The sequence below is a fragment of the Lysinibacillus sp. RS10 genome (assembly GCF_041956855.1).
GTDB lineage: Bacteria > Bacillota > Bacilli > Bacillales_A > Planococcaceae > Lysinibacillus > Lysinibacillus xylanilyticus_A.
The window spans coordinates 688092-709913 of record NZ_CP167122.1 but is presented as its reverse complement, the minus strand read 5'-3'; the positions used below and the strand labels follow the sequence as shown (position 1 = coordinate 709913).

Annotated in this window: 23 protein-coding genes; 4 read left to right on the top strand and 19 right to left on the bottom strand. The window is 37.8% G+C overall.

Annotated features, from left to right (window positions below):
- Positions 1–3: 3 nt before the first annotated feature.
- The 18 genes from rapZ to ACB089_RS03560 all read right to left on the bottom strand — a co-directional run bounded on the left by rapZ (position 4) and on the right by ACB089_RS03560 (position 17672).
- Complete coding sequence (rapZ, locus tag ACB089_RS03645) at positions 4–897, bottom strand: RNase adapter RapZ (RefSeq protein ID WP_068985970.1); 894 nt, start codon at positions 895–897, stop codon at positions 4–6.
- A 9-nt stretch (positions 898–906) separates the two neighbouring features.
- Positions 907–1374 (bottom strand): NUDIX domain-containing protein, encoded by a 468-nt coding sequence (locus ACB089_RS03640; RefSeq protein ID WP_068985971.1) that lies wholly within the window; start codon positions 1372–1374, stop codon positions 907–909.
- A 746-nt stretch (positions 1375–2120) separates the two neighbouring features.
- A complete protein-coding gene (gene trxB / locus ACB089_RS03635; RefSeq protein WP_368637117.1) occupies positions 2121–3065 on the bottom strand; it encodes a thioredoxin-disulfide reductase in 945 nt (314 codons plus the stop codon).
- An 87-nt stretch (positions 3066–3152) separates the two neighbouring features.
- Positions 3153–4676 (bottom strand): tetratricopeptide repeat protein, encoded by a 1524-nt coding sequence (locus tag ACB089_RS03630; protein ID WP_374965335.1) that lies wholly within the window; start codon positions 4674–4676, stop codon positions 3153–3155.
- Between the two features lie 90 nt (positions 4677–4766).
- Entirely contained in the window at positions 4767–5384 is a 618-nt protein-coding gene (gene hisIE / locus ACB089_RS03625) for a bifunctional phosphoribosyl-AMP cyclohydrolase/phosphoribosyl-ATP diphosphatase HisIE (protein WP_374965334.1), read from the bottom strand.
- Positions 5381–6142 (bottom strand): imidazole glycerol phosphate synthase subunit HisF, encoded by a 762-nt coding sequence (gene hisF / locus ACB089_RS03620; protein ID WP_068985975.1) that lies wholly within the window; start codon positions 6140–6142, stop codon positions 5381–5383. The genes hisIE and hisF overlap by 4 nt, the downstream gene beginning before the upstream one ends.
- Positions 6136–6768, bottom strand: coding sequence for an imidazole glycerol phosphate synthase subunit HisH (gene hisH, locus ACB089_RS03615; protein ID WP_374965333.1), 633 nt, complete (start codon positions 6766–6768; stop codon positions 6136–6138). Before hisH ends, hisF begins: the two co-directional genes overlap by 7 nt.
- Positions 6765–7364, bottom strand: a complete 600-nt coding sequence (gene hisB / locus ACB089_RS03610; protein ID WP_068985977.1) for an imidazoleglycerol-phosphate dehydratase HisB — start codon at positions 7362–7364, stop codon at positions 6765–6767. The genes hisH and hisB overlap by 4 nt, the downstream gene beginning before the upstream one ends.
- 4 nt (positions 7365–7368) lie before the next feature.
- Positions 7369–8643: a histidinol dehydrogenase gene (gene hisD, locus ACB089_RS03605; RefSeq protein WP_374965332.1), complete on the bottom strand. Its 1275-nt coding sequence runs from the start codon at positions 8641–8643 to the stop codon at positions 7369–7371.
- 66 nt (positions 8644–8709) lie between these two features.
- Complete coding sequence (gene hisG, locus ACB089_RS03600) at positions 8710–9333, bottom strand: ATP phosphoribosyltransferase (protein ID WP_068985979.1); 624 nt, start codon at positions 9331–9333, stop codon at positions 8710–8712.
- Positions 9326–10498 carry an ATP phosphoribosyltransferase regulatory subunit gene (locus ACB089_RS03595; protein ID WP_374965331.1) on the bottom strand — a complete coding sequence of 391 codons (1173 nt, stop codon included), beginning with the start codon at positions 10496–10498 and terminating at the stop codon, positions 9326–9328. The genes hisG and ACB089_RS03595 overlap by 8 nt, the downstream gene beginning before the upstream one ends.
- A 995-nt stretch (positions 10499–11493) precedes the next feature.
- Positions 11494–12036, bottom strand: coding sequence for a DapH/DapD/GlmU-related protein (locus ACB089_RS03590; RefSeq protein WP_368637110.1), 543 nt, complete (start codon positions 12034–12036; stop codon positions 11494–11496).
- Between the two features lie 3 nt (positions 12037–12039).
- Complete coding sequence (gene ppaX / locus ACB089_RS03585; protein WP_374965330.1) at positions 12040–12681, bottom strand: pyrophosphatase PpaX; 642 nt, start codon at positions 12679–12681, stop codon at positions 12040–12042.
- A gap of 17 nt (positions 12682–12698) precedes the next feature.
- A complete protein-coding gene (gene lgt, locus ACB089_RS03580) occupies positions 12699–13517 on the bottom strand; it encodes a prolipoprotein diacylglyceryl transferase (RefSeq protein WP_068985984.1) in 819 nt (272 codons plus the stop codon).
- 58 nt (positions 13518–13575) lie between these two features.
- The gene (gene hprK, locus ACB089_RS03575) at positions 13576–14511 is read right to left on the bottom strand and encodes an HPr(Ser) kinase/phosphatase (protein ID WP_068985985.1); all 936 of its coding nucleotides are present in this window, start codon (positions 14509–14511) and stop codon (positions 13576–13578) included.
- Between the two features lie 200 nt (positions 14512–14711).
- Complete coding sequence (cccB, locus tag ACB089_RS03570) at positions 14712–15035, bottom strand: cytochrome c551 (RefSeq protein WP_374965329.1); 324 nt, start codon at positions 15033–15035, stop codon at positions 14712–14714.
- Between the two features lie 53 nt (positions 15036–15088).
- The gene (locus ACB089_RS03565) at positions 15089–15904 is read right to left on the bottom strand and encodes a YitT family protein (protein ID WP_374965328.1); all 816 of its coding nucleotides are present in this window, start codon (positions 15902–15904) and stop codon (positions 15089–15091) included.
- Positions 15905–16442: 538 nt separating this feature from the next.
- Positions 16443–17672 (bottom strand): EAL and HDOD domain-containing protein, encoded by a 1230-nt coding sequence (locus tag ACB089_RS03560; protein ID WP_374965327.1) that lies wholly within the window; start codon positions 17670–17672, stop codon positions 16443–16445.
- A gap of 297 nt (positions 17673–17969) precedes the next feature.
- Here ACB089_RS03560 and ACB089_RS03555 point away from each other — a divergent pair, with 297 nt between their 5' ends.
- From ACB089_RS03555 to ACB089_RS03540, 4 genes are read left to right on the top strand one after another with little or no spacing between them, the layout of a single operon-like run.
- Positions 17970–18344, top strand: a complete 375-nt coding sequence (locus ACB089_RS03555) for a GntR family transcriptional regulator (RefSeq protein ID WP_368637105.1) — start codon at positions 17970–17972, stop codon at positions 18342–18344.
- On the top strand, positions 18341–19234 hold the full coding sequence (locus ACB089_RS03550) for an ATP-binding cassette domain-containing protein (protein ID WP_374965326.1): 894 nt from the start codon (positions 18341–18343) through the stop codon (positions 19232–19234). The genes ACB089_RS03555 and ACB089_RS03550 overlap by 4 nt, the downstream gene beginning before the upstream one ends.
- Entirely contained in the window at positions 19218–19928 is a 711-nt protein-coding gene (locus ACB089_RS03545) for a hypothetical protein (protein WP_374965325.1), read from the top strand. Before ACB089_RS03550 ends, ACB089_RS03545 begins: the two co-directional genes overlap by 17 nt.
- The gene (locus tag ACB089_RS03540; protein ID WP_374965324.1) at positions 19925–20632 is read left to right on the top strand and encodes a hypothetical protein; all 708 of its coding nucleotides are present in this window, start codon (positions 19925–19927) and stop codon (positions 20630–20632) included. Before ACB089_RS03545 ends, ACB089_RS03540 begins: the two co-directional genes overlap by 4 nt.
- A gap of 56 nt (positions 20633–20688) precedes the next feature.
- Here the strand turns inward: ACB089_RS03540 and ACB089_RS03535 are convergent, their stop codons facing one another.
- Positions 20689–21336 carry a VTT domain-containing protein gene (locus ACB089_RS03535; RefSeq protein ID WP_374967658.1) on the bottom strand — a complete coding sequence of 216 codons (648 nt, stop codon included), beginning with the start codon at positions 21334–21336 and terminating at the stop codon, positions 20689–20691.
- Positions 21337–21822: the final 486 nt, after the last annotated feature.

Genomic DNA, 21822 nt, shown 5'->3' with positions numbered 1-21822 from the left:
CACTCAATCCTTTCTACGATTGATGTCACGATGTGTAATAACAGCATTTTCCTTATTGGCTAAAAATGCCCCGAAATATTCAGCTAATGTCACCGAACGATGCTGTCCTCCAGTACAACCAAAAGCAATGACAAGTTGTGATTTGCCCTCTTGTCTATAGAGAGGAATCATAAATTCAAACAGATCCGTTAGTTTTTGAATGAGTGTTTGCGTATCTTCAAGTGCCAGCACATAAGAAGATACCTCCGTTTGTAAACCCGTTTTATGGCGTAACTCTTCTACATAATATGGATTTTTTAAAAAACGAACATCAAACACTAAGTCTGCATCTATCGGCATACCATGTTTAAATCCAAAAGACATGATATTTACTGAGAAAATATTATCGGCATCACTGGCAAATTCTTTAACGATTTTTTCGCGTAGCGCTTTTGGCTTCATGTTAGATGTATTATAGATAAATTTAGCGCGACCCTTTACTTCCGATAAAAGCTTCCGTTCTTGTTTAATGCCATCTAACGGTAACCCATTTACAGCCAATGGATGTGCACGTCTTGTTTCCTTATAACGTCTAACTAAAGTTGCATCGTCCGCATCTAAAAATAAAATTCTTGCAACAATATCGCCTTCTTTAAGAATATGGTCGAGTGCGCCAATAAGAGAATCAAAAAAGTCGCCACCACGCATATCCATGACAGCTGCAATACGTGTAATATTTTTACCCGAATCCCTGAGCAGGGTTAAAAATGTTGTGAGTAACGCTGGTGGTAAATTATCAATACAGTAATACCCTAAATCCTCAAAGCTTTGAATCGCTACTGTTTTTCCAGCGCCAGACATTCCTGTAATAATAACCAATTCATGTGTATTTTTTCGGTCTTCAACCACCACTGTCATGCAGCCCCTTTATTGTTCTATTGATATTTGTATTTTCTCATGAAGTAATTCAAAATCAGTCGTATATTCAAACGTACCGTACTGAATGCCTGATTGTGAGATGGCAAATTGTAAATTTGTTCGATCACCTTCAGCCATAGGCAAATGTTTTAAATCCTCTACTGGGTGCCATGCAAGTTTGCCCTCTCTAGTTTCAACAAACGGTACACCTTCTACATCCTTTGCAACAAATGTATAAAGCATCCATTCATCAACTATCTCATTATTTTCTTTAATAATCATCGTATAAACACCCTTTAAATGAGCATTTAATGGTGTGACATTTGTTTCTTCTTGAAACTCACGTACAGCAGCCTCATAGATTGACTCACCACACTCCATTTTACCGCCAGGAGCTACGTACCAGCCGCGTCTCGGCTTTTGAAGTAATAATATTTGACCGTCTTTTACGGCTATTAAATTTGCAATTCTTTGCATAGGCACACCTCTAATCACTTTTGCATTCTACCTTTTATTATAACAAGACCAAACAAGGTTTGTCCTCCATTCAGAACTTTAGGTGCATGGCAATTTTAGCTTCACTACTATCTACGGGAACTATGTTTTAACCGCTACTTAAACATATGAAACGGCGCAATAAAAAATCAAAATTTTTTATCACAACAAAAATAGGTTGCTCCACCTAATTTGGTGGAAACAACCTACTAAACAAATTAAAAGGGGGATTGCTAATTACACTTTATATATTACACCTTTTATATGTCATTCAAGTTACAACAATATTAAAACCGTATTAAAATTGTATATTTTTCCTTAAAATTTTATCAAGAGAATCATCACCATAACGTGGGGTTGATTTCCGTTCCGACTGGGCGCTTTGCCGCTGACGCTTCGCTTTCGCGCAGATAAAACATTTGTTGTTGCTGTCGTTGCACTTTCGCACAGTTAAAACATTGCTGCCGCTACGTTAGCACTACGCTTTCGCACAGAGCAAAGCTTCCTGGGGGCGTCCGATGAGCCGCTTGGGGCAACAGGATGTTGGTCACGAAGGCGTTATCACAGGACGTGATGCTCTTAGTCTTCGTTCCCCTATTGCTGATCCCCAAGGAGTCGCCCAGTCTCCACTCCAATCAACTTATATTACATTGCATAAGTTTTAACAAATGTCATCCACAACTTTTGGTGATGAGCCAATCAAAAACAGATTTTAGTCTTGATCTACTTTAAGCGTTAATTTTTTCTAATAATTTTTCCACATAATGCTGTACTGCTTGTGCTGCAATACTTCCGTCACCTGTCGCTGTAACGATTTGACGAAGTGACTTTTCACGCACATCTCCCGCAGCGAAGATACCTGGTACGGTAGTTTCCATATTATCATTTGTCAAAATATAACCAGCTTCATTTAAAATCCCTAGAGACTCAAATGGTTTAGTTAACGGTAGCATACCAATGTATACAAATACGCCATCCGCGACAAAATTAGATTCTGTACCATCTACAGTTGATTGTAGTGTTACACTTCCAACTTTACCATCAGCCTCATTGATTTCTTTGACTGTTGCATTCCAAATGAAATCAATTTTTTCGTTAGCAAAGGCACGATCTTGGAGAATTTTTTGCGCACGTAATTTATCACGACGGTGCACAATTGTTACTTTGTCCGCAAAGCGAGTTAAGTAAACCCCTTCTTCAACAGCAGAATCTCCGCCACCTACGACAACAAGATTTTTTTGCTTGAAGAATGCACCATCACATACTGCACAATAGCTGACACCACGACCTCCAAGTTCTTTTTCGCCCGGCACGCCCATTTTTTTATACTCCGCACCTGTAGAAAGAATAATTGCTCGTGTTTTGTATTCTTTTGCACCTGATTTTATTGTTTTATATTCCTCACCATCAATAATTTCAGTCACATCGCCATACACATACTCAGCACCGAATTTCTTTGCATGGTCGAACATTTTTGTAGAAAGTTCAGGCCCTAAAATTGTATCAAACCCTGGATAGTTTTCTACTTCTTCTGTATTCGCCATTTGTCCACCAGGGATACCACGTTCAATCATTAAAGTTGAAAGGTTGGCACGCGACGTATAAACAGCTGCAGTCATACCAGCAGGACCTGCACCAATTATTACAACATCATAGATTTTTTCTTCCGACATAAATACTTCCCCCTAAAACAAATGTTTTTTTATGATAACTTCATCGTATGTGAAAGTAAAAAGTTATTCAACTATGTTGCTCACAGTCTACTTATGCGTGTTTGGTAAAAATTTTAAAATTTCATCAATGTACTTCGACAAAGTTGACACGGATACCCCGTATTGCTCAGCAATCTCTTTTTTTGTAACCTTGAGCATTCGGGAAGAACGAAATAAATAATCATTTGCTCCTGCAATAGCTGCTGGATTGGTAAAACGATAATTATTAATCAGTGCTTGTTCACACAGTACAAACCACATTTGGAACATAGGTGCAATAAGTGTCGTCAGTTTGCCATACTGTTCTAGTAAAATTTCTGGCACACTTACTGCGCGTAAAAAGCTAGCTTCCACTTTATTTTTCATATCAAACTCATGGCCAAGTGAGTATGCCAAGAATAATTTTTCAAACGTATCGAATTTTTCAACGTCTATCCATTTTGGATGCGCAATAATTTCTTGTTTATGTGCTGTACAGCTAAGTAAAAACAACCCAAAAATGCGCTCACTTACATAACTGCTCTCTAGTTTATCCACGATGTAGTCTCGGTCATGCTCTAATGCATCAAGCGCATATACATTTTCCTCTTGGCGCCAAGGTTCAAAGCCTTCTTTATCTGGATCTAGCTCAAGTAGCTGCTCCCATGCACTCTTTGAAATTTCTTCATGTTTAGAAAAATACGCTGCGTGTGATAACCAAAAGTAAAAGCCAGCATCTCCAACATAGCCTCGTTTTTGCATGCTGCGTAACCATTTAAATGCTAAATCATACTGTCCAACAAGCGCTAATGTTGCACCCAGTTTGTACCGATGTTCCCATGTGTATGGCTGAATTTTCACAAGTACTTCTAAAAGATCCTTTAAATCCTCTTCATTTTTTTCATAATACGCAATAACAGTTAAATTACAAAGTGCATGTAAATTCCCCTTATTCTCACGTAATACCTTGTTTAGAAGAGCCTTCGCCTGTTCTGCTTCCCCTACATAAAAATAAGCAAGAGCTAGGTTGTTATAGGCCGACCAAAAATCTGGGCTACCTTCAATTAAATCTTCAAGAATAGTAATAGCTTCAGGGAAATCTCCCTTTTCCATACAGCGTCTCGCCTGTTCCTGACGATATAAATCTTCACCAGAACCTTCAAGCTCCTCAAATTCATCTTGCTCAAAAGCAACAAACTCTAATATTTCCGCCGCTTCAACTGCATAGGCACCCTCTGGCTCTATTTGTAAATATTGCTCTGCAAAGCGTTTAGCATCTTGTATAATACCAACACATCCAGATACCTCTGCCATGTAAAAAATAATTTCTGGATTATCTGGATCTATCTCATAAGCGTGACGAAGAAGATCATACGCTTCCTCGAAACGTTGACCCTCTAACTCAATAATCGCTAATTGCAATAAAATCATTGGATCATCAGGACTTAAATCAACTGCTCGCTGTAAATATTTATATGCTTTATTCATTTGTCCGCTATTCATTGCTTGAACGGATTTTTTATAATAATAGTCGCCTGTTGGAATGAACGACACTATATTCGTTTGATTCTCTTTTTGACGTTTCTTTTCCAAAATATTTCCTCCGAAACAAGAAATAAGGAACGTTTCACACGTTCCTTTACACAGTAACTTCTATTATAGCATACAATAAGCGATATGCCGTTATTTCTCTTCATGACGTTTTTCTAACACTTGTAACACGTCATAAACACTTACTTTTTGCTCTTGTAGTAACACTAGTAGGTGATAAATTAAATCGGCAGCCTCCCATTTTACCTCTTCTGCATCACGATTTTTCGCACCGATCACAACCTCTGTTGCTTCTTCGCCGACTTTTTTACAAATTTTATCGATTCCTTTATCGAATAAATATGTAGTATACGCGCCTTCAGGCATTTCTTGTTCACGCTTTTCAATGACATTTACAAGTTTAGAAATAATCTCAACAGATCCGACCTTGGCATTTTGCTGAATGATCTCTGTAAAACAAGAAGTTGTTCCGTTATGGCAAGCCGGGCCAGCAGGAATTACTTCTACGACTAATGCGTCACCGTCACAGTCCGCTTTGATCGACACAACTTTTTGTGTATGACCACTTGTTGCCCCTTTATGCCAAAGTTCTTGACGTGAACGTGAGAAGAACCATGTTTCTCCCGATTCAAGTGTTTTCTCCAATGATTCTTTATTCATATATGCTACAGTTAAAACCTCTTTTGTATTCGCATCTTGTACAACCGCAGTGACAAGACCCTTATCATCAAATTTAATGCTGTCAATCATCTTACTGCCACTCCTTTTTCACGTAAGTATTCTTTTACTTGCGCTACGCTCGTTTCTTTATAATGGAAGATGGATGCGGCAAGTGCTGCATCTGCATCGATTTCTTCAGCTAATACCTCGTAAAAATGTTCGGCATTTCCTGCACCGCCACTTGCAATAACAGGAACTGTCACAGCCTCTCTCACGGCTTTTGTTAATGCTAAATCAAAACCTGATTTTTCACCGTCCTGATTCATACTCGTTAATAATATTTCCCCAGCACCTAAACGAACCGCTTCCTTAGCCCATTCAGTTGCCTGCCAATTTGTCTTGTTCCGGCCACCATGCGTATAAACCATCCATGTGCCGTCTTCCTCACTATAGCGCGCATCAATAGCTACAACAATACACTGTGCGCCAAAAAAGTCAGAACCTTCTTTAATAAGCTCTGGTCGCTCTAAAGCAGAAGTATTCACTGATACTTTATCGGCACCTGCACGTAAAATGCGTTTCATATCGTCTAATGTACGAATTCCACCACCTACTGTAAATGGAATTGCTAATGTCGCCGCGGTTTGCCGCACTACATCAACCATTGTTTCACGTCCTTCATGTGATGCCGAAATATCAAGAAACACAAGCTCATCTGCCCCTTGCTCATCGTAAAACTTGGCCAGCTCTACTGGGTCACCCGCATCACGTAACGACACAAACTGTACACCTTTTACAACTCGCCCCTCTTTCACATCAAGACATGGAATAATGCGCTTCGTTAACATGAAACCACCCCCTTCAACCATTGCTCTAATAAATATACTCCTAGTTCACCTGATTTTTCGGGATGAAACTGCATTCCAGTAATAGAACCATTTACAACTATCCCCGGAACCTTAATACCATGATAATCCGCATAAGCAACAAGCTCTGTTTCATCTAGATTTGCTGCATAAAATGAGTGAACAAAATACACATGCTTTGCCGATCCTTCACCCTTTAACCATGAAGGACGCTTTGCCACTACGAGCTCATTCCACCCCATATGCGGTACGCGATACGCCTGTCCAGCGTTGTCTCCACTAAATCGTTTAATCCTTCCTTTGAAAAAGCCCAAACCATTCGTTGGTGACACCTCTTCACTTTGCTCAAATAATAATTGCATGCCTAAGCAAATTCCGAGAAGTGGTCGATTTTCAGCTTTCACCTTGTGCAAATATCGATCTAAATTCGTTTCAGTTAAACGTTTGATGGCATCTGGAAATGCCCCAACACCAGGAAGCAACAGTGCATCCGTTGTGTCTAGCATTTTTTCGTCAGCCGTGACAATAACCTCACAACCAAGTCGTTTTAATGCCTGCTCAACACTAAATAAATTCCCCATTCCATAATCAATAACACCTATTTTCACGTTAACAGCCCCTTAGTCGACGGTACACCTTTAACACGTGGATCAATTTCTACTGCTGCGTCAATAGCACGTGCTAACGCCTTAAAAATAGCTTCAATGATATGATGTGTATTATGTCCATAAGGCACAATGACATGAACATTCATCCGAGCCTCAAGCGCAAACTTCCACAAAAATTCATGTACTAATTCAGTATCGAAGTTACCAACTTTCTCCTTTAACTGTGGTACACGATATTCTAAATGCGGACGATTTGAGCAATCTACTACTACTTGTGCAAGTGCATCATCCATTGGCACAAATGCTGTACCGTAGCGCTTGATTCCTTTTTTATCACCGAGTGCTTCACGAATCGCTTGACCTAATACAATTCCGAGGTCTTCTGTTGTATGATGATCGTCTATATATGTATCACCATTTGCTTGTATCGTCCCATTAAAAAGACCATGTTTGATGAATAGATCTAGCATGTGATCCATAAAGCCAACACCCGTTTTAATATCCGCCTTTCCTTCACCATCTAACTCGATAGCTACTGAAATTTGCGTTTCATTTGTTGTACGTTCAACTTTTGCATATCGTTTCTTTTCGGTCATTGTGCTACTCCTTTTCCCATCCACGTGATTCGACTGCACGAGCATGGCCCTCTAAGCCTTCCATACGTGCTAGACGTGCAATTTTCGGTGCATTTTCTGCCCAAGTTTTTTCACTATAAAAGACGACGCTCGATTTTTTCACAAAATCATCAACGTTTAATCCACTTGCAAAGCGTGCAGTGCTATTCGTTGGTAGCACATGATTTGTCCCTGCAAAGTAATCACCAACTGGTTCAGAGCTATAACGGCCGATGAAAATACCACCTGCATGTCGTACTTGTTCCGCTACAGCCTCAGCATTTTTTGTCACAATTTCTAAATGCTCAGGAGCTAGCGAATTAATGGCATCTACGGCATCTGCCAACGTTTCAGCCACATAAATGGCACCAAAGTTTTCAATAGATGCACGCGCTACCTCTTCACGCGGTAAGGTGATTAGCTGCTTCTCTACTTCTTCAGCCACTTTTTTAGCCAACTGCTCAGAAGTCGTCACCAATATGGCACAAGCCAATTTATCATGCTCAGCCTGAGATAAAAGATCAGCTGCAATTTCATCAGCAAATGCTGTGTCGTCTGCTAACACGGCAATTTCACTTGGACCTGCAATCATATCAATCGCTACCTCACCAAATACCTCACGTTTTGCTAATGCTACAAAAATATTTCCTGGACCTGTAATTTTATCAACAGGAGAAATCGTTTCTGTACCATAAGCTAGAGCCGCAATCGCCTGAGCTCCACCGATTTTATATATTTCCTCTACCCCTAAAATATGCGCCGCAGCAAGTACACCTGAAGGTAATTTTCCATCGCGACCTGCTGGAGACGTAATAACAATGCGTTTGACACCAGCAACTTGTGCAGGAATAACGTTCATCAAAACTGACGATGGATACGCTGCTGTACCGCCAGGAACATAAAGTCCTACAGCATCAAGAGCAGTAATTCGTTGCCCAAGCCACGACCCATCTTTTAACTCTAAGCGATAACCTGAACGCTTCTGCTGCTCATGATAAAAGCGAATATTTTGTGCAGCCTCTGTTAAATCAGCATAAAGCTGTTGATCAAGAGAATTTGCGCCCTCTTCTATTTCATCCTTCGTTACCCGTAAATGATCAGGTGCAAAGCCATCCCATTTTTCTGTATAAAAACGTATGGCTGTGTCACCTTGTGCACGAACATCTGCTAATACTTGACGTACAACCTTTAACTGTTCTTCATTGCCACCTTCAAGTGGTCGTTTTAAGGAAATACCTTTTGCTAGCTTTGTTATCTTCATAGGATTAATCTCCTTTAATTCTAGGTATACATGTAGTTGTCCATTTTCGATGACTGTGAGCATGATTTATTTCACACATTTCTTTAAACGTTTCACAAGGTCGATAATGCGGTCTCCCTTCATACGATAGCTTACTGGATTAGCAATTAACCTCGATGACACATCCGTAATAAATTCATACTCCACTAAACCATTTTCCTTCAGCGTCCGTCCTGTTGAAACAATATCAACAATGCGATCTGCTAAGCCAATCATTGGTGCCAATTCAATGGATCCATTTAGCTCAATAATTTCAACTTGCTCCCCAATGCCCTTATAATATTTCATCGCGATATTAGGATATTTAGTCGCTATTCTTGGGGCGATTTCATTCATCGTAGTGTTAGGTAAACCTGCCGATGCGATATAACATGTACTTATTTTTAAATCCAGTAATTCATGTACTTGTCGTTGCTGTTCTAACAAAACATCTTTTCCAGCGATACCAATATCCGCTACACCGTGCTCTACATAAACAGGAACATCCATCGGCTTTGCTAAGATAAAACGAATTTTCTCTTCTGGAATTTCAAGCATTAATTTACGGGACATTTCGACTTCCTCTGGTAAATTAAAGCCAGCTTCTAACAGCATTTGGTATGCCTCATCAAAAATGCGCCCCTTCGGCATAGCAATCGTTAATTCATTCACTGCCAACGTCCTCCTGTCCCACAACAACTACTTTTTTAAAGTGTGCTAAAAAAGCTTCTTCATCAACTAGGCTATTTCTTAACTGTAAGGTAGCCTGTTTACCAGCAGTTCGAAGCGTCTGTACTTGTGCAAGAGCCGCTTCAAATTGTTGTTCCTCAAATAGCACTACTGTCGCTTCTTGTCGTTCATCAGATTGCTCATCCAGCGTTTCTAGTAGGCGATCAACGCGAATACTAAATCCTGTAGCGCCTACTTTTGAGCCAAACACCTCAAGTAATCCGTCATAACGTCCGCCATTACCTAATGGAAAACCACTGCCTGTTGCAAACACTTCAAATAGCATTCCTGTGTAATAACTCATATGACTAGAAAGTGTAAAATCAAAAGCTACATAATCCGCTAAACCTGCAATTTCAAGTAGTTTAGCGAGTTGTTGCATATATTCTAATGCGTCATTTTTCCGGACATATTTTTCAATATCTTGGATTTCTTTTAAATTCATAGCTTCTTCAATAAATTGTAGTAATGCATCCGATTTTGTTTTAGGTAAATCAAATGATTCCACTGCTTCTTCAAACCCTACATAATTGCGTTGTACTAGAAGTGTTCGAAGTATATGTTGTTGTTCAATGCTCTCTGTATAGTCTTGTAAAATACAATTTAATATCCCTGCATGGCCGATAGTAACTTTAAATTGTGCTAATCCAAATTGCTGTAATAGCTCCATTGCCGCCACAATAACCTCAGCATCAGCAAACACAGAATTGTCTCCAATTAACTCGATCCCCATCTGATCAAATTCTGCTGGACGCCCACCTTCTGCCTCTTGTGCACGAAAGACACTAGCAAAATAAGCAAGGCGTAATGGAATCATCTCTTTTAATAATTTTGATGTTGCTACACGAGCAATCGGTGTAGTCATATCAGGTCGTAGTACTAACGTGTTTCCTTGGCTATCTACTAACTTAAATAAATGCGCATCGGCTATTGCTGATGCTTTACCGACTGTATCAAAATACTCTACTGCAGGTGTCTTAATAAACTCATAGCCCCTGCTGCATAAAAAGTCTCGCCCCGTATTTCTTACAGCCTCTATCTTTTCGTATATTTGCGGAAATGTATCGCGCATTCCAAGTGGTTTCTCAAACATTTTAATCGACGACATTTTGACACTTCCTCACGTTTCACTTTAATTCACTAGAGTGTTAGAGAATTAGATTATGAAAGAATTCTAACTTATTTCTCCCTTTCCGTCAATGCAACTCTCTATGAATTGTCGAATAATTTCATTACTGATTATTCTGTTAATTATACTCGAAAATAAATAAATTGAAACTTTATTCAACATAGTAAGCTTTATCCTTCTTAAATTAGTTAAACTTTAAAATCGTAAACAAAATGACCTAGGAAATCTTTGTGAATGTTGTGGCATTTTAAATGAGGTGATTTCCGTTCCAGGCTACTCGCTTTCCTGTGGGTGAGCGTCGAGCCGCTTCCTCCGCTAGTTTTGCTGCCGCTACGTTAGCACTCACGCTTTCGCACAGAAAACATCCGCTCCGTGCAGGGTCTCGCCTGTCTCACTTTCCCACGGGAGTCGAGTAGCCTTCCACTCCAATCAATGATAGTGTAGAACTTTTATAAATTTTATACATTTCAAAAGTGAATGTTATGACAGCTCACTATATTTGAACAGGATAGACTTACAACAGTGATGCAATTGTATCTGTTGTTATTGTCATTATGTCTTCGCGTATAAAAGCAATTGTTGCTGACGTGTTGTTTTATTACTTTTAAATAGAGTGACATCTCAAAAAATACATGCTAAGTAGTGGTTGATTGGAGTGGAGACTGGGCGACTCCTTGGGGATTAGCGGTAGAGGAACGAAGGCTAAGAGCATCACGTCCTGTGATAACGCCTTCGTAACCTACATCGTGTAGGCCCGAGACCCTGGAGCGCAGCGAAGCGGCTCATCGGACGCCCCCAGGAAGCTTTGCTCTGTGCGAAAGCGTAGTGCTAACGTAGCGGCAGCAACAAAGCGCCCAGTCGGAACGGAAATCAACCACTCTTTTTGCCGTAGAGTCATACTTTAATTTCATTGTCACAATAATTTTTCAACACTAAAAAACTGTGCACAGTAAGCATGCACAGTGTTGATCTTATTATTTTTTTGGCGTGCACCATTGCACTACTTCATTACGTTTACGCTCCGCCATTTGTTCAGCTGTATAAATAATTTGCATAGGATTACCGCCTGCAAGACAGCCAGCTGGCACATCCTTATGGACAAGGGTTGCAGCCGAAACAATCGCACCGTCACCTATCGTAACACCTGGTAGTATCGTTGAATTGGCACCAACCATTACTTCATTGCCAATATAAACATCTCCCAGACGATACTCCTCTATTAAATACTCATGCGCCAAAATAGTTGTACTGAAGCCTATAACGGTATTGTCACCGATGTGAATTCGTTCTGGAAACATTGTATCTGGCATCACCATTAAAGCTATTGAAGTTTTTTCACCAATCTCCATCTTTAAAAAAGTTCGATACAACCAGTTTTTCACACGTAAAAATGGTGTGAAGCGTCCAATTTGAATGACAATAAAACACTTCATCACCTTCCAAAAGGACACCGTATCATAAATATTCCAAAGCGAGTTTGCTCCTTCGACACGGTAGCGTTCTGTTTTACGTGCCATTTACTAACCCTCTTTCACAATTTCAAATAAATCCGTCATATGATGCAACATATATTCCGGCTTGAACTGCTGTAAGTATTCCTCACCTTTAAAAGCCCATGCGACACCAGCCGCTCTAATTCCAGCATTGTGTCCTGCCTCAATATCATGAGAATTGTCACCAATCATAATGGCTTCTTCCTTATTTACACCAAGGCGTTCAAGGGCAAGCAAAACTGGTTCTGGATCAGGCTTTACATTTTTCACATCATCCGTACCAATACGGACATCAAATAAATGATTTGCACTGAGCACCTTAAGTCCACGGTCAATCATCCCATTACGCTTTGTAGACACAATCGCTAACTTGATACCCATAGCCTTTAATTGCTCTAAAGTTGATACAACATCAGGATATTGAGTGACAAGCTCATCGTGATGTATTTCATTATATTCGCGATATTTAGCAATCATTGCATCCTCTTCACCAGGAGCAATGTCACTCATTGTCTGTTTCAAGGACGGCCCAAGGAATTTTAGGCAATCTTTTGGCGAATATTGCCCGGGAAATCGCTCGTTTAAAACATGCATAAATGTTTGAATGATTAAATCATTTGTATTGAGTAATGTACCATCAAAGTCAAATAGTAATGCCTTTACAGCCATTGTCCTTGCACCCCTTATTAATCATCTAAATACTTCACTGCAGGTTTTACTGTTATACGTCGGTAAATAATCGCCACAAGACCCACTACAATACCAATTATTGAAACAACCTGAGCTGAGCGTAAATCTCCTACTAAATATAGACTATCTGTACGCATGCCTTCTATATAGAATCGACCGAATGAATACCAAATGATATAGCCAAAGAATATTTCCCCACGATTTAAATTTACTTTGCGTAATACTAGTAAAATGATTAGCCCAATGAAATTCCATACGGATTCATATAAGAACGTAGGATGTACATATGTTCCTAATTCTTCAACATACATTTGATTAATAATCCAATCAGGCAGCCTCAGATTTTCTAAAAATTCACGTGACACCGGACCACCATAAGCCTCTTGGTTCATAAAATTTCCCCATCGACCAATTATTTGGCCAATCAAAATACTTGGTGCCGCAATATCCGCTACTTTTAAAAAGCTTATATTTCTTTTACGAGTGAATATGTAAGCTGTTATAAATGCCCCAATAAGAGCTCCGTGGATCGCAATACCACCATTCCAAATCTCAATAATTTTCTCTGGGTTCTGACCATAATAATCCCAACGCATCGTTACATAGTAAATGCGTGCGCAAACTATGGATATAGGAACAGCCCATAGTAATAAATCCGCCAAAAACTCCTCCGGTAATCCCCGCTTCATAGCTTCTCTTTGTCCTACAAAATAAGCTAAAATAATACCCGATACGATTAGCAACCCATACCAATGAACAGGGATAGGTCCTAAATTGAAAGCAATCGGATCAATTTGTAATAGTAATAAGTCCATCTTATGCTCCTCTCAACATTCTTCTATTACTAGGTCATTGTATCTTATTAATAAACCATTAATCATCTAATTCATCTGTTGAAGTAATAACCTCATCTAAACGTCTAGAAAACTCCTCCGCTGCATTAACACCCATCTTTTTCAAACGGTAATTCATGGCAGCTACTTCAATAATAACAGATACATTGCGCCCAGGTCTTACAGGAATTGTTAACTTCGTTAATTCCGTATCAATGATTTTCATTTTCTCTTCCTCTAGACCTAAACGATCATATACCTTTTCTGGATCCCAAATTTCTAGTTCGATGATTAACGTAATTCGTTTGTACGGTCGCACCGCGCTTGCTCCAAACAGCGTCATAATATCAATTATGCCAATACCTCTAATTTCAAGTAAGTGTTCTAAAAGAGGTGGTGGACTTCCGATTAAGAAATTCTCTGATTCCTGACGAATTTCCACGCAATCATCAGCTACTAATCGGTGCCCTTTCTTTACAAGTTCAAGTGCTGTTTCACTTTTCCCTACACCACTTTTCCCGATTATCAGTACACCAATGCCATAGACATCGACTAAAACGCCATGAGCAGCAGTCATTGGTGCTAAACAACCTTCTAAATAGTTAGTCAGCCTACTTGAAAACTTCGTTGTTGTCATATGTGTTTTAAATACAGGGACGTGCTTTTCATTAGAAGCCTGTAAAAGCTCCTCAGGTATCTCTAAATCACGAGAAATAATTATAGCTGGCGTATCCTGCGAACACAGTAAACGCATACGCTCCAATTTCACATCTGCAGGTAACATTTCAAAAAATGAAAGTTCTGTTTTCCCAAGCAATTGTACTCGATTCGCAGGATAATGTGTAAAATACCCGGCCATTTCAAGTCCTGGTCTTGAAATATCACTCGTGACAATCGTTCTTCCTATTCCTTCCTCACCAGCTAATAGCTCTAACTTAAATTTCTCCATTACGTCTCTTGTTAATACTACGACCAATATTAGTAGCCCCCATTCATCTGGCGATTAACTAGCCCGATTGGTTCAACTAGCAATCAGCTTCACTGATTGCAGTATCACTTTATTTTAGCATGTCTAGGAATAAAAGAAATGTATTTACTCTCTTGTCTGTTAGCTGAAAATTACACCACAAAACATAAAAAACTAGCGGTTCTCCAAATCCGCTAGTTTTTTATGTTTTATTTTTGAGAAGCTAACCATTTGGCAACTGCTTCTGCATCCTCACCTTTAACAACATTTGGAGGCATACCATTTTTACCATTTTCAATAACATCTAAAATTTCTGTTTCTGATAAACGAGAGCCTACATCTTTAAGTGCAGGTGCATTACCTTGACCTTGTAGTTCGCCACCGTGGCAAGAAATACAAGATTTCATAGCAATTGTTTCACCGTCTGGAGCGGCAGTTTTCCCTTCATCTTTAGTTGCAGTTTTATCTCCGCCACCACAAGCAGCTAGGAAGATTGCTGATCCGAACACTAATGTTAACATTGCCTTTTTCATTAGTACCCCTCCTCATTAGTTAAAAAATATCTTTCCTCGACATTATACCAAATTTATGCACGTTTGAAACCTTTGCCTAATACCTCATAAGCATCGGAAACAATGACAAACGCTGATGGGTCAACGCTTTTAATGAGTTGTTTCAGCTTTGTGAACTCTGTTTGGTAAACAACAACCATCAGTACTGGTCGTGCTTCCCCTGTATACCCTCCAATTGCAGGTAACTTTGTCACGCCACGATTAATCTCGGCATAAATAGCATCACGTATCTCATCTTGTTTCGTCGTAATAATATAAACCATTTTGGATTGACTAAAGCCGAGCTGAATAATATCGATTGTTTTAGTAGTGACATAAAGTCCAATAAGTGCATACAAACCTTTCTCTAAGTCAAAAACAATTGCTGCACTAATCGCGATCATTCCATCAATAAATAGTACACTTGTACCAAGAGTAATTCCGGTAAACTTTGTAATAATTTGCGCTAGTAAATCAGTGCCACCTGTAGAAGCATTCCCTTTAAAGACAAGTCCTATTCCTAAACCGACAACAATTCCCCCAAACAACGCACCAAGTAAAGGATTATCGGTCCAAGGCTCCCAACTATGTGTTAGTAATACAATTAACGGTAATGTCACAGTTCCAATAAATGATTTTATCCCAAACTTTTTTCCAAGTAATAATACACCTGCTATAAATAATGGAATATTAAATGCATACTGTACATAACCAGGATTCCAGCCAAATAAACCGTGTAAAATTGTACTAATCCCGCTTACACCGCCTGAGGCTATTTGATTTGGCAGTAAAAATACATTGAAGCCAATGGCAATGACTGCCGCTCCAACAACGACGTATACATATTCCATAATGCTATCTCTTGCACTCTGTGCATGATTCATTTCCCCACGTCCACTTCAACTTTCAGAATTTTTTAAGACGAGATGATTATAGCAAATAGCTTTCACATTGAGAACTTCATTTTGATGAAGGAAACATGAAATAATTACTCCTCTTATTTAAAAAACAAAAAAATAAGCTACCTTTAAAATTTTAAGGTAACTTATCAGGTGTGTTGATTAACCACTTTTATCCACCCTAATTAAATTAGAAGGCTCTGATTTCCACTGCGGGAGTCGAGTAGCCCTACGCTACAATCAGTTAAAAATGAGAATATATTAGCAAAATAGCCACATAAAAATCCTTTTATCGCTCAATAATATACCTATTTTTTCTTAGCCAACACGCCTGGTAGCTTATTTCTATTTTTTTGGCTCTTCACCAAAATATGTACTTGACTGCAAATTTTGTTTCAGCAGGATGCTTTTTTCGCGAGTATTGGACTGAACCTCTCAAAGCTCCATGTAGATTTATACTTTTTAATCAAGAACAGATTTTTTGGTCCAATTAGAAAGATTTTTCTGCCCATTCCATTGCTTCTTGGTATAAAAGATCAATGTTCGTTAGATCAAAATTGAGTTGAGGAGCTAATACTTCTAAGCTTGACCAATCTAATTTATCTAACGCAATACTAAATTCAAGATAAGGTGTCATTTCAGTTGAATTACCTAAAATCGTTTCTGATATAGCTTCTGAAAAAGGTAACTGTTGCAAAATAACATTCATCGGTCTTTGCAATAAAGTATCTATCAATGAAAACATCCCAATTAAAAAATATTCAGAAAAGTTCTTCTTATAGGAAAGCTTAGCTAATTTCTCACATACTTTTGCTCTAAATAACGATGTACGCATGACTTCTTTAAAAATATCATTATCAGCATTCATATCAATTTCTCGCATCGCTAATAAATAAATCCACTTTCGTAAATTTGATACTCCAAGTAATACAATCGCTTGTTTGATCGAACGAACCTTGGATTTAGAGCGCTTCTCTGAATTATTAACCATTTGCAATAATTTATACGTCAATGAAATATCACGCTCAATATTTTCAGCTAATAACTGGATATTCGGTTCCTCTTCTTTTAATAGGGTAATAATATATAAATATTGAATAGTATTAGCTGGTATATCGGTTGCTGTAATTATTTCGGGCTGCTCAAAAAAATAGCCTTGAAATAATTCATAGCCAGAATGCTTTGCAACTTCAAATTGATTACGTGTCTCGACCTTTTCAGCGAGCAATTTTATGTGAGGGAAATTTTCTTTCACTTTATTTTCAATTTCCATTCGCTCCAGTAATGGTGACAATAAAAAATCAACTTTTATATAATCGATATAAGCAAATAACTCATCATAAACTTGTACTTCATCATTCAAAATAAAATCATCTAATGCAATAGTAAACCCATATGATTTCAATTCAATGACTCTCTCTACTAATTGAGGTGTAAGAGGGACGTCCTCTAAAATCTCAATAACAACTTGTGATGGATTCAAGTATTCATTTATCTGACTCATCAGCAAGTTTTCTGTAAAGTTAACAAAACTAGGCTTACCTTTTGTTACCTCTTCAATACCAATTGAAAGAAATGAGTTTACTAGTACGTCAATTGTTGCAGCATCTGGATCTACCTTCGGAAAAGTATTCACGTTTTTGCTACGATATAATAATTCATACGCAACGATTTGTTCATGAAGGTTAAAAATAGGCTGTCTTCCGATAAATACTTCCATTTCGTCGCCCTCCATTTTCTAGTAATCAATATTATAACATTTTTCATTCCTGTCTGCTTATCATTCAAGGAATTGTCTAAAAGTCTCCTTACAATAACTAACACCCTATACTGTTGTCACATAAATTTTTTACTCCTTTTCCAGAGCGACCTTTTTCAACTGCGCTCAATCCTTCTTAAATACTTCCTCAAGAAATTTTGTCAGAATATATCATTTTATATAGACATTTACCAAAATGTATTTTATAGTACATTACAACACTAATGTACTGCGCCACTTATGAAGGGAGGTTTTTCGATGCATGTTCATCTAGATAGTACAACTCCGATTTATATTCAAATTGCCGAATGGCTACAGCATGAAATCATAGCCGATCGACTACAAGCTGACGAGAAGGTCTATTCACAATATCAGCTAGCTGAGTTGTTCAATATAAATCCTGCTACGGCTGGTAAAGGACTGACAATTTTACTTGACGAGCAACTTCTATATAAGAAACGGGGGCTAGGTATGTTTGTCGCTACGGATGCAAAGGAACGAATTTTAACGAAACGTAGAAACGAAATTTTGACGAAAATGGCACAAGAGCTCGTATTAGAGGCAAAACGTTTACTTGTATCTGACGAAGAACTGCTAGTGCTTATTCGAAAAACACAGGAGGGATTGAAATGAATATTATTCAATGTGAGGATTTATCTAAAAGCTTTGGACGTCGTAATGCACTACAGCATGTAACCTGTGCAATTGATGCAGAAAAAATTATTGGTATTATTGGTCGCAATGGTGCTGGTAAGTCGACAATACTTAATATTATTGCGGGCTATATAAAGCCCACTAGTGGTTCATGCAAAGTATTTAATGAAAATCCATTTAATAACATTCAAACAGCCGCTAATATGATTTTTATCAATGATCGATTAAGTTTCTCTGATTACTTATCGCTAGAAGATATTCTAAAGTTCGGGGCTGATTTTTATCCTAATTGGCAAAGTGAATTAGCTTATCGCATGCTCGATTATGCAGGTCTAGATCTTACAGCAAAGCATCAGCAACTATCTAAGGGACAATTGGCAACCTTTAACCTTGTTTATGGATTAGTAAGTCGCTGTGCACTAACTATTTTAGACGAACCGATGAATGGCATGGACGAAGCCATTCGTACAGATTTTTACAGAGCGATTTTAAAGGAATACTTAGCCTTTCCACGGACAATTTTAATTACTAGTCACCATTTACAAGAGATGGAATCCATTTTAGAAGAAATTTTATTAATAGATAAGGGCTCGATAATTGCCCATGCTCCATTAGATGAATTTAAAGAACAGCTCATATCACTTAGCGGACCAAGTGATGCTCTTGCGGATTTTCTTTCTGAGACAGAAGTTTATGCTCAAACGATAGTGGCAGGAATGACTTCAGCAATAGTAGATACTAGTAAGCTATTCGTCTCAGAGGACCTACTTCGATCAAAAGGCATCACTCTATCCCACCTTACCGCAAGTGAAGTCTGCAAGTATTTAACAAGTAAAGAAGGAAGTGATATTGATGCAATCTTTGACTAATATTTCACTTAAAACGATTGTGAAAAAACAGGTGAAATGGAAAGCAAAACTATATATTTCTGCCCTTAGTTCCTTAGTTATTTTACAAATCATTTTTGGAATTTTACTATCTAGCTCTGGGAGTACTTCTGGTTATGGGCGAGGAAATTTATCTGTACAGTTCTCCATTTATTCACTCGATATGTTTCTGATCGTTTCAGCATTTTGGGCATTTATTGTAGCGATACTCTTTACAACAAAAGCGTATCGTATTGATGATTTATCCGTTATTTCAAGTCGGACATCTAGCGCTATTGCAAATATATTTGTCATGATTATTTACAGTTTTATTGCAGTTGTCATTATGATTTCGACTTTCTATTTAAAAGTATTAGAGATTTTATTAGTGGAAAAGCAATCTTTTATAATAGAAAATCTATTCATTTCACCATCAATATTACTATTATGTTTCAGTAGCATCTGTTTATTTGGCGCAATCGGCTTACTATTGGGCACTAGCTTCAAGGGACCGACACTTATTAAAGTACCAATTATAGTATTGCTATTAATTTTCATTTCATTAGTGTCTATTAACCTTAACTCGTTAATGATGTTACCAGATCTTATAATTAGTGTAATTTATTTATTTGTGTCTGTACTATGCTTTTGTCTCACTATTTGGATTGCTGATAAATCGGAGGTGTCTCGCAAATGAAGGCGACATTTTTCTTATTTTTTATGCCACTTCTATTGGTAGCTGCTATTTTTCTACTACTAAGTAAATTAAGTAAAAAAATTAAAATTTGGACACCTAAGCGTATTATGATTGGTATTACCGGTTATTTAGTACTTGGACTCACTGCCTTTCTTTATATTAGCTTTTTTGCAGAATCAAAAATACAAGTACTCTCTCCTTCTGAAATGAAACAACTTGAGAAAAAATTAGAGCAAATACAAAAGTACGATTTAGAAAACGATTCTTCTTATTTAACAGAGGACTACAAAAAGAAAACATGGGAACTGAAATATGAAGGAGATACATTACCTGTTATTGTAAATGGAGATGACAGTGGTTCAAACTATATCATTCGAATGCGTTATAAAGACAATATTGATTCGGGAAAAGCAATTGTTACATATTATCAATTGCCCATCATATTAGACGGTATTGACCTTTCTGACAAAGTACCTTTACCTAATGTATACATGGCACATAATGAGCTCTTTATTGAATCTATATCTGAACAACAAGTAAATTATGATCGTATAAAACCTACATTAAGTATTTTAGATTTTAATCGCGAGGTAGAGCAAGAACCTTACGCAATGGACTATTCCTATTCAAATGTCTTAATTATCGACATACCACGTAGCACGGTTCTTGAAGATTCTCAAGGTCTCGTACAATATATAAGATAGTAAAAAAATAAGAACAGTCCTAAGTGATTTTTTATCACATTTGGACTGTCCTTTTGTTATTTTCCACTTGCTTTTGATTTAATAGCACCAATAACTGCTGGCACAACTGAAATAAAGATAATTAATATAAGAACCGTTGAGAAGTTTTCTTTAATAATCGGAATATTACCAAAGAAATAACCTAGGAATGTACAGCTAAATACCCATAACACTGCACCTACAACGTTATACATTATGAAGTAGCTATACTTCATTTTACTTGCTCCGGCAATAAACGGTATGAATGTGCGGATGAATGGCATAAAACGCGCGATAACAATTGTTTTTCCACCATGTGTATTAAAGAATTTTTCTGCAGCCTCCATACGTTCTTTTTTAACGACTCTACCAAGGAAGCTCTTTGGTGGAATGGATGTTCCTACTTTATGACCAATATGATAGTTCATCGTATCTCCCAAAATTGCTGCTGCTAAAAATACTGGAATTAGGATCCACATATCAAATGAACCCATTGCTGCTGCAAACGTACCACTTGCAAAAAGCAATGAATCACCTGGTAGGAACGGGAAAATTACGACACCTGTTTCAACAAAAACAATTGCAAATAAAATAAGATAACTCCAATTACCAAAATCACGAATGATTTCCTCTAAATGCACATCGATATGCATAATAAAACTAATTAATTCCTTGATGAGTTCTATCATTTTTCTGTATACTCTCTTTCAATTAAATTTTCTAAAAGCTTTGACGTAGCTAAACACCTAAGGGTTCCATTTTTGTTTACAGTCTGTGATGTTTCTCCCTCACTATATGACAAGCCTTTAAAAAGTATGTAGTTTTCACAAGTTTGATTTTATCACTTACAGACTTCTACACTCAACTTATTTAATTTAGAGACCATACCTTTTCAAATAGATCAATTTTGCAATAAATAAGAGCAACCATTTTTAATAGCTCAAGTTGTTGAAAAACTATGATGTCAATGAAATTAAGATGTCCTATTAATAAAATATGTCTTTGGCAAAACAAGGGGTTGATTTCCGTTCCGGCTGGGCGCTTTCAACAGATTTACAATCGCGTCACTGTTATAAGTCTTTCCATTCGATTAGGTGAGCAGCCACGGCGTTCACTTTTGTGATACATAAAATTTATAAAATCTTTACGTTATCGCTGATTGGAGTGGCAGG